This window comes from Mesorhizobium sp. WSM4837, from assembly GCF_055811435.1.
The window spans coordinates 23812-30191 of sequence record NZ_JBVVQE010000080.1; the positions used below are offsets into that span (position 1 = coordinate 23812).

At 64.8% G+C, this 6380-nt stretch carries 9 protein-coding genes; 4 read left to right on the forward strand and 5 right to left on the reverse strand.

The window, feature by feature from the left end:
- Positions 1-28: 28 nt before the first annotated feature.
- Together AC0L3D_RS31100 and AC0L3D_RS31105 are read right to left on the reverse strand one after the other, a co-directional pair.
- A complete protein-coding gene (locus tag AC0L3D_RS31100; RefSeq protein WP_473646902.1) occupies positions 29-331 on the reverse strand; it encodes an urease subunit gamma in 303 nt (100 codons plus the stop codon).
- A 43-nt stretch (positions 332-374) separates the two neighbouring features.
- Positions 375-1217, reverse strand: coding sequence for an urease accessory protein UreD (locus AC0L3D_RS31105; protein ID WP_473646903.1), 843 nt, complete (start codon positions 1215-1217; stop codon positions 375-377).
- 203 nt (positions 1218-1420) lie between these two features.
- Here AC0L3D_RS31105 and AC0L3D_RS31110 point away from each other — a divergent pair, with 203 nt between their 5' ends.
- The 3 genes from AC0L3D_RS31110 (at position 1421) to AC0L3D_RS31120 (ending at position 3681) form a co-directional block, all read left to right on the forward strand.
- Positions 1421-1675 (forward strand): acyl carrier protein, encoded by a 255-nt coding sequence (locus AC0L3D_RS31110; protein WP_010912831.1) that lies wholly within the window; start codon positions 1421-1423, stop codon positions 1673-1675.
- A 4-nt stretch (positions 1676-1679) separates the two neighbouring features.
- Complete coding sequence (locus AC0L3D_RS31115; protein ID WP_473646904.1) at positions 1680-2888, forward strand: beta-ketoacyl-[acyl-carrier-protein] synthase family protein; 1209 nt, start codon at positions 1680-1682, stop codon at positions 2886-2888.
- 88 nt (positions 2889-2976) lie between these two features.
- Positions 2977-3681 (forward strand): glutathione S-transferase family protein, encoded by a 705-nt coding sequence (locus AC0L3D_RS31120; RefSeq protein WP_473646906.1) that lies wholly within the window; start codon positions 2977-2979, stop codon positions 3679-3681.
- A 34-nt stretch (positions 3682-3715) separates the two neighbouring features.
- Here AC0L3D_RS31120 and AC0L3D_RS31125 read toward each other — a convergent pair whose 3' ends face one another.
- Entirely contained in the window at positions 3716-3844 is a 129-nt protein-coding gene (locus AC0L3D_RS31125; protein ID WP_292517337.1) for a hypothetical protein, read from the reverse strand.
- On the opposite strand from AC0L3D_RS31125, the gene AC0L3D_RS31130 reads away from it, so the two are divergent.
- A complete protein-coding gene (locus AC0L3D_RS31130; protein WP_473646907.1) occupies positions 3831-4157 on the forward strand; it encodes a hypothetical protein in 327 nt (108 codons plus the stop codon). The genes AC0L3D_RS31125 and AC0L3D_RS31130 overlap by 14 nt on opposite strands.
- A 47-nt stretch (positions 4158-4204) precedes the next feature.
- On the opposite strand, the gene AC0L3D_RS31135 is transcribed toward AC0L3D_RS31130, so the two are convergent.
- The gene (locus AC0L3D_RS31135; protein ID WP_473646909.1) at positions 4205-4825 is read right to left on the reverse strand and encodes a nucleoside/nucleotide kinase family protein; all 621 of its coding nucleotides are present in this window, start codon (positions 4823-4825) and stop codon (positions 4205-4207) included.
- Between the two features lie 265 nt (positions 4826-5090).
- Positions 5091-6197, reverse strand: coding sequence for a hypothetical protein (locus AC0L3D_RS31140; protein WP_473646910.1), 1107 nt, complete (start codon positions 6195-6197; stop codon positions 5091-5093).
- Positions 6198-6380 lie beyond the last annotated feature (183 nt).

Below are 6380 nucleotides of genomic sequence, written 5' to 3' on the forward strand. Positions count from 1 at the left end.
ACCTTGTCGGCCCTCACCGTATCGGCCCTCACCGTATCGGTTCATGCACGGTCACCAGCTTGGTGCCGTCGGGAAACGTCGCCTCGACCTGGACGTCGTGGATCATCTCGGCGATGCCTTCCATCACCTGCGCGCGGGTGACGATGTGGGCGCCGGCCTCCATCAGCTCGGCGACCTGGCGGCCGTCGCGGGCGCCCTCGACGACAAAGTCGGTGATCAGCGCGATCGCCTCCGGGTGATTGAGCTTGACGCCGCGTTCGAGCCGCTTGCGCGCCACGATCGCCGCCATGGCAACGAGCAGCTTGTCCTTTTCCCTTGGCGTCAGGTTCATGCGTTTCCCTACGATGGCGTAAATTGCAATGACATAATCGGAATCAGAGTGACCATAATTTGGGCAGACCCGCCCGTCCGTTGAGCAATTCGACAAGCGGAACCAGCCGCTTGCGGAGCTGGTAGCCGTCCTCGGCAAACAGTCTCGCAAGAAGCTTGCCAGATTTCTTCACGCTCCAGACGCTGGCGTCGCCCTGGCCGCCGATGATGTCCCGGGCCGGATCGAGCAAAGCCTCGACCCGCGGCGAGATCATCAGCACCGTCGCCATGGCAATGGCGCCGCCGGCCACGGCCGAACCGCCCAGAATCGCGGCAATGCCAGGCCCGATGCGGAAATCCTCGGCATGAACCAGCGCTCCGGCCTGACTGACGCGCCAACGGTCGTGGAAATTGCCGTGCGCCGCGCGTTCCCCCATGGCGAGGCGGCCGAAGACGGTCGCCTCGAGCACCAGCGCCTCGGCACCGGCGGCAAGCTCCAGGTCGAGCCTGCGGGCAAAGGCCGAGCGATCAAAGACGATGGTTTCCTGCGGCAGCCAGGCGATGCGGCCGCCAGCGCCGACGGTCAGCTTCACCCGCACCTCGGCGCGATCGGCTGCGGCGCGGTAGATCTTCTCGCAGGCCTGGGTGGTTATGCTGGCGCAGGCGCCGGCGCCGACATCGACCTCCCAGCCGAGGCGGTCGCCGCCGGTCAGCCCGCCGGCGGTGTTGATCAGCACCGCTTCGAGCGGATCGGCCGAGACGGCCGGCATGCGGATCTTGGCGGAACCATCCTGATAAAGCCGCCGAAGACGCGTGCGGCCGCCATTCCTGTCACAGCCAAGCCGCGCCGTCCCGGCGACGCGCTGCGCCGGCGGCACAAAGATCAGGCCAGGTTCGATCATATCCATGGTGGCAACGATAACCACAGCGCCGGCTTTGTCGACATATAAGCTTGTTGCTTGACAACGTTTCGGTTTCTATAGAGGAGCCGTCTTGGTACGGTCACACAGCGCCTGGCGGGATAAAAGGCGATGATGACAATTTGAGCCTGGGGAACAACAGGCGCCGATCCGTTGGCGTCGGGAACGACAAGGGTTGGGGAAGGAACCGAATGGCTGACCAGCTGGCAACGGACATCATCGAGAAGATCAAAGCTCATGCCGAGCCGGGTGGCGAAGAAATCACCACCAGCACCGAACTGACGTCACTTGGCATCCATTCGCTGGAACTGACGGAGATCATCTTCGACCTCGAGGAACAGTATGGCATCGAGATCGAGATGAACACGGTCGATGCCTGGAGCAATTTGAAGAACGTCGGCGACATGGTCGAGGCGGTTCGCGCGCTGATCGCGAAAAAAGCCTGACTGAATGCACAAGCGCGTCGTCATTACCGGCATCGGCGGCTTATGCGGGCTCGGCACCAATGTGCCGGCGATCTGGGACGAGATGCGCGCCGGCCGCTCGGCCATCGGCCCGATCGTCAATTCGGAGCTGCATGACCTGAAAATCAGGGTCGGCTGCGAAATCAGGACGCTTCCCGAGCACGGCATCGACCGCAAGCAGGCCGTCTCGATGGACCGTTTCAGCCTTTTGGCGACGATCGCCGCGCGCGAGGCCGCGGAGCAGGCCGGGCTAAGCTTGCACGCGGCCAACACCTACCGGATGGGCTCCATCGTCGGCGTCGGCGTCTGTGGCTGGGAGGCGATCGAAGAGAGCTATCGCGCCATCCTGCTCGAAGGCAAGAACCGCACCGGCATCTTCACCGTGCCGAAAGTGATGCCGGGCGCTGCGGCCGGCCACGTCAGCATGAATCTCGGCCTGCGCGGACCGGTCTTCGGCATCACCTCGGCCTGCTCCTCGTCCAACCACGCCATTGCCTCGGCGGTCGACCAGATCAGGCTTGGCCGCGCCGATGTCATGCTCGCCGGCGGCACCGATGCGCCGCTGGTCTGGGGCATCCTGAAAGGCTGGGAGGCGCTGCGGGTGCTGGCGCCCGACACCTGCCGGCCGTTTTCGGCCGATCGCCAGGGCCTGGTGCTCGGCGAAGGCGCCGGCATGGTCGTGCTGGAAACCTACGAGCATGCCATGGCGCGCGGCGCCACTATACTTGCCGAAATTGCCGGCGCCGGCCTTTCCGGCGATGCCTCCGACATCGTCGCGCCGACGATCGAAGGGCCGGAGGCGGCGATGCGCTTCTGCCTCGTCGATGCCAGGCTCAATCCGGAAGACATCGACTACATCAATGCGCATGGCACCGGCACCAAGGCCAACGACCAGATCGAGACGGCAGCGATCAAGCGCGTCTTCGGCGACCATGTCCACAGGCTTTCGATCTCCTCGACCAAATCGATGCATGCCCACTGCCTCGGCGCGTCGGGCGCGCTGGAGCTGATCGCCTGCGTGATGGCGATCCGCGAAGGCATCGTGCCGCCAACGGCCAATTTTCGCGAAACCGACGCCGATTGCGATCTCGACATCACGCCGAATGTGGCGCGCGAGCGCAAGGTGCGCGCCGCGATCAGCAACGGCTTCGCCTTCGGCGGCACCAATGCGGTGCTGGCGTTCAAGGCGGTCTGACCGCAACCGGATCCCCAGCTACGGCGAGACGCGTCTTGCCACGCGCCACGACGGCGCGCTTGCGCGAAAAAAAATCCCAGGAGTTTCGATGACCGACCTGTCCGCCTTTCCGATCGCCACGCGCTGGCCGGCCAGCCATCCCGACCGCATCCAGCTCTATTCGTTCCCGACGCCGAACGGAGTGAAAGTGTCGATCGCGCTTGAGGAACTCGGCCTGCCCTACGAGGCGCATGCGGTAAACATCGGCAAGAACGAGAGCTGGACGCCGGAATTCCTGTCGCTGAACCCGAACGGCAAGATCCCGGCGATGATCGATCCCAACGGCCCGGGCGGCAAACCGATCGGGCTGTTCGAATCCGGCGCCATCCTGCTCTACCTCACCGACAAGACCGGCAGGCTGATCCCGGCCGACCCGGCGCGGCGTTACGAAACGATCCAGTGGGTGTTTTTTCAGATGGCCTCGATCGGGCCGATATTCGGGCAGGTCGGCTTCTTCCACAAATTCGCCGGACGCGAGATCGCCGACAAGCGGCCGCTGGCGCGCTATCGCGACGAATCGCGGCGGCTGATCGGTGTGCTCGAGACGAGGCTGAAGGGCCGCAACTGGATCATGGACGACGATTACACCATCGCCGACATCTCAATGCTAGGCTGGGTGCGCAATCTGATCGGTTTTTACGAGGCAAGGGAACTTGTCGGCTTCGACGATTTTTCCCATGTCGCGGCATGGTTGGAGCGCGGCCTTGCCCGGCCCGCGGTGCAACGGGGTCTTGCTATCCCCGCACGAGGCTAGCTCAACAGGCCGCAGGCGCCGAGAAGAGGCTGGGCTACTTTGCCTTGGTTTTGGGTTTTGAGCCGCCCTTGCCCATGACGGAAGCGGCGAGGGATGCAGCGCCCTTGGCGGTGGCGACAACCGCACCGGCCGCGACGTTGGCCGTCGTCTTGACGGTGCGCATCGCGCTGTCCGCCATCGAGCCGCCACTTGCCGATTTCCTCGACTTGGCCGGTTTTGCCGAGGTCTTGGCTGCGGTCGGCGTCACTTTCTTCGGTGCTGCCTTGCCAAAGGTAGGTTTTGCATCCTTGGAACGGGCGGCAACGGCTGGGCCGGCGCCGGTCTTCGATTCGGTTGCCTTGGATTCAGTTGCCTTTGCCCCAGTTGCCCTGGATCGAGTTGCCCTGCCCTTGCCGGGCGCAGGCTTTCTTGCCTTGGTTGCCATCGGAGTAGCCATCGGACAGTCTTCCTCATGTCAGCATTATTGCCGTATCTGACATAACGGCCGGAAAGTCCTAAGGTTCCGGCGCGTGTGGTCCCGCGATCAGGCTTGGGCGCTGATCACCAGGTCGGCGGGGCGGCGGCGGGCAAGCACGCGGTCGATGTTGGGCATGTCGTTGGAGGCGATCCAGGCGCGGGCGTCGTCGTCGGAGCGGCCGTGCTCGTGCCACCGCTCGAGCAGCCGGCGCTCGAGCTCGGCGCGCGGCACATCGACGAAAATCGAGAAATCGAACAGCGGCGCCAGCCGCGACCACGGTTCCTCGTCAAGGAGCAAATAATTGCCTTCGACCAGGATGAACTTGGTGTCGGCGGCGATGATCGACGCGGCCGCGCGCGACAACTCCATGCTGCGATCGAACACCGGAATGGCGATGTCGGGCTCGGCCGCGCGGATGCGCTTCAGCAGGGTTTCGAAACCGGCAAAGTCAAAGGTTTCCGGAGCGCCCTTTCGCGCGCGCAGGCCGCGCTGCTCGAGCACGGCATCGTCGTAATGGAAGCCGTCCATCGGCACGACTTCGGCCGCGCCTTCCGGCAGCAGCTCATGCAGGCGGGCCGACAGCGTCGACTTGCCAGCGCCCGGAGGACCGGCGATGGCAACGACAAAGCGCCGCGCCTTGCCGGCGCGCTTGAAGATGGTGGCGGCGAGGTGGGCAATCTCGGACATCGGAGCCTTTCTGGCTGGGCGTTTTGGATCGCATCTTGGCTATAGTTGGCGAGATTTTCAAACCCGGGATTCGACGAAGTTGGCGCTGCCTTTCCCTTCTCCCCTTGGGGAGAAGGTGGATCGGCGCGCAGCGCCGAGACGGATGAGGGGTGTTGGACGGAATGAGACGTTGGTGTTCCCTGGAACACCCCTCATCCGACCTCGCTTCGCGAGGCCACCTTCTCCCACAAGGGGAGAAGGGAAAGCTGCACGTGGCCGCTCGCCATCAACCAGAAACCGACCTGCCAATCCGCAGGAAATCGCCGTCGAATGCGACATCCCGCGTCGAACCGTCGGCCGCCATGAGGCGCATGTGCCCCTGCGTGGTGGTGATGTCGCGCGGCGGCTCGCCGTCCATTAAGGGCAGTGCGCCGATGACGTGGCGGAACGAGACGTTGCCGCCTTCGCCAAGGGCAAAGGCGGTTGCCACCCCTTCCCGCTTCAGCCAGTTGTCGCCCAGCGACGCGGCGTGGCCGAGCGCGGTGCGGCCGTCCTCGATGCCGAGCACGCCGCGATGGCGGCCGCTCCACGGCGCGTAGTCGCGCCCGCCATTGCTGATCCACAGCATTGTGACCGGCAGCTCGGCCGGGTTCTTCAGCACCACAACGAGATCGGCTTCCGCCTTTCGCGCCAGTGCGGTCCAGCCCGGCCCGCCATGGTCGGCCTCGACCAGCGTGACGAAATCCTCTCGGCTTTGGTCGATGCGATAGTCGGTCAGGTCGAGCCTGCCGCCATCGGCGGCGGGAAATCGCGTCAGGTCGGCGGACCGCGCGGGATAGGCGAAAAGAAAGCGGCCGCGGGCCGGATCGGGCTCGAGCGGGTCGTCCGGCGTCGCCGCAAATCGCTTCGGCGAAAAGGCCAGCCTGCCGCCGTCCGTCATCACCGTCATCGGATGATGGGCGACGGAAATGCCTCCCGAACCGCCGGAAAAGACATGCTCCTGATAGAGAAACGGATGGCCGTCGCGCAGGGTCAGGATTTTTTCGACCGTCGCCCCCATGACCTTGTGCTGCAGCCTGAAAACGGCGCGCCAGCCCTCGGCAGTCGCCGCGGAGGCGACGACATCCCAGCGGCTGTTGGCCGGCCAGCCGTGCAAGGGCGCTTCCTCGACATCGCTGCGCGAAAACGGCGCGCATAAAAAATCGCCGGACAGGCGAACGGTGCCCTCGGGCAGGTCTTGCGGCAGCGTCTCGCGCGGCTCGTCGATCCACGGCGCGCGATGCAGCGGCTTTAGCCGGCGCCCGTCGATATCGACCGTCATGTCGGCGAGATGGCCGACGGTGAGATCGACCGTTACCGAAATGCCCTTTGCCTTGATCGTGAGCGTATCCATGGCGCACCTGCTGATTCTGCCGGCTCCAGCAAACCCGCATGACTCCGGTTGCGCAAGCCGGGTGATGGGCATTTCATGTCAGAGACGCATTTGCCCGGCCACGTACCCCTAGCCCCGAGGCTTTCGCTCTCGATGGACCCCCACCCCTAACCCCTCCCCACAAGGGGGAGGGAGACTTCCGTG

What these genes read in the sequence shown, in the direction of transcription:
- AC0L3D_RS31100 (WP_473646902.1), bottom strand. Translation starts at nt 331, where the DNA reads ATGAACCTGACGCCAAGGGAAAAGGACAAGCTGCTCGTTGCCATGGCG.
- AC0L3D_RS31105 (WP_473646903.1), bottom strand. Translation starts at nt 1,217, where the DNA reads ATGGATATGATCGAACCTGGCCTGATCTTTGTGCCGCCGGCGCAGCGC.
- AC0L3D_RS31110 (WP_010912831.1), top strand. Translation starts at nt 1,421, where the DNA reads ATGGCTGACCAGCTGGCAACGGACATCATCGAGAAGATCAAAGCTCAT.
- AC0L3D_RS31115 (WP_473646904.1), top strand. Translation starts at nt 1,680, where the DNA reads ATGCACAAGCGCGTCGTCATTACCGGCATCGGCGGCTTATGCGGGCTC.
- AC0L3D_RS31120 (WP_473646906.1), top strand. Translation starts at nt 2,977, where the DNA reads ATGACCGACCTGTCCGCCTTTCCGATCGCCACGCGCTGGCCGGCCAGC.
- AC0L3D_RS31125 (WP_292517337.1), bottom strand. Translation starts at nt 3,844, where the DNA reads ATGCGCACCGTCAAGACGACGGCCAACGTCGCGGCCGGTGCGGTTGTC.
- AC0L3D_RS31135 (WP_473646909.1), bottom strand. Translation starts at nt 4,825, where the DNA reads ATGTCCGAGATTGCCCACCTCGCCGCCACCATCTTCAAGCGCGCCGGC.
- AC0L3D_RS31140 (WP_473646910.1), bottom strand. Translation starts at nt 6,197, where the DNA reads ATGGATACGCTCACGATCAAGGCAAAGGGCATTTCGGTAACGGTCGAT.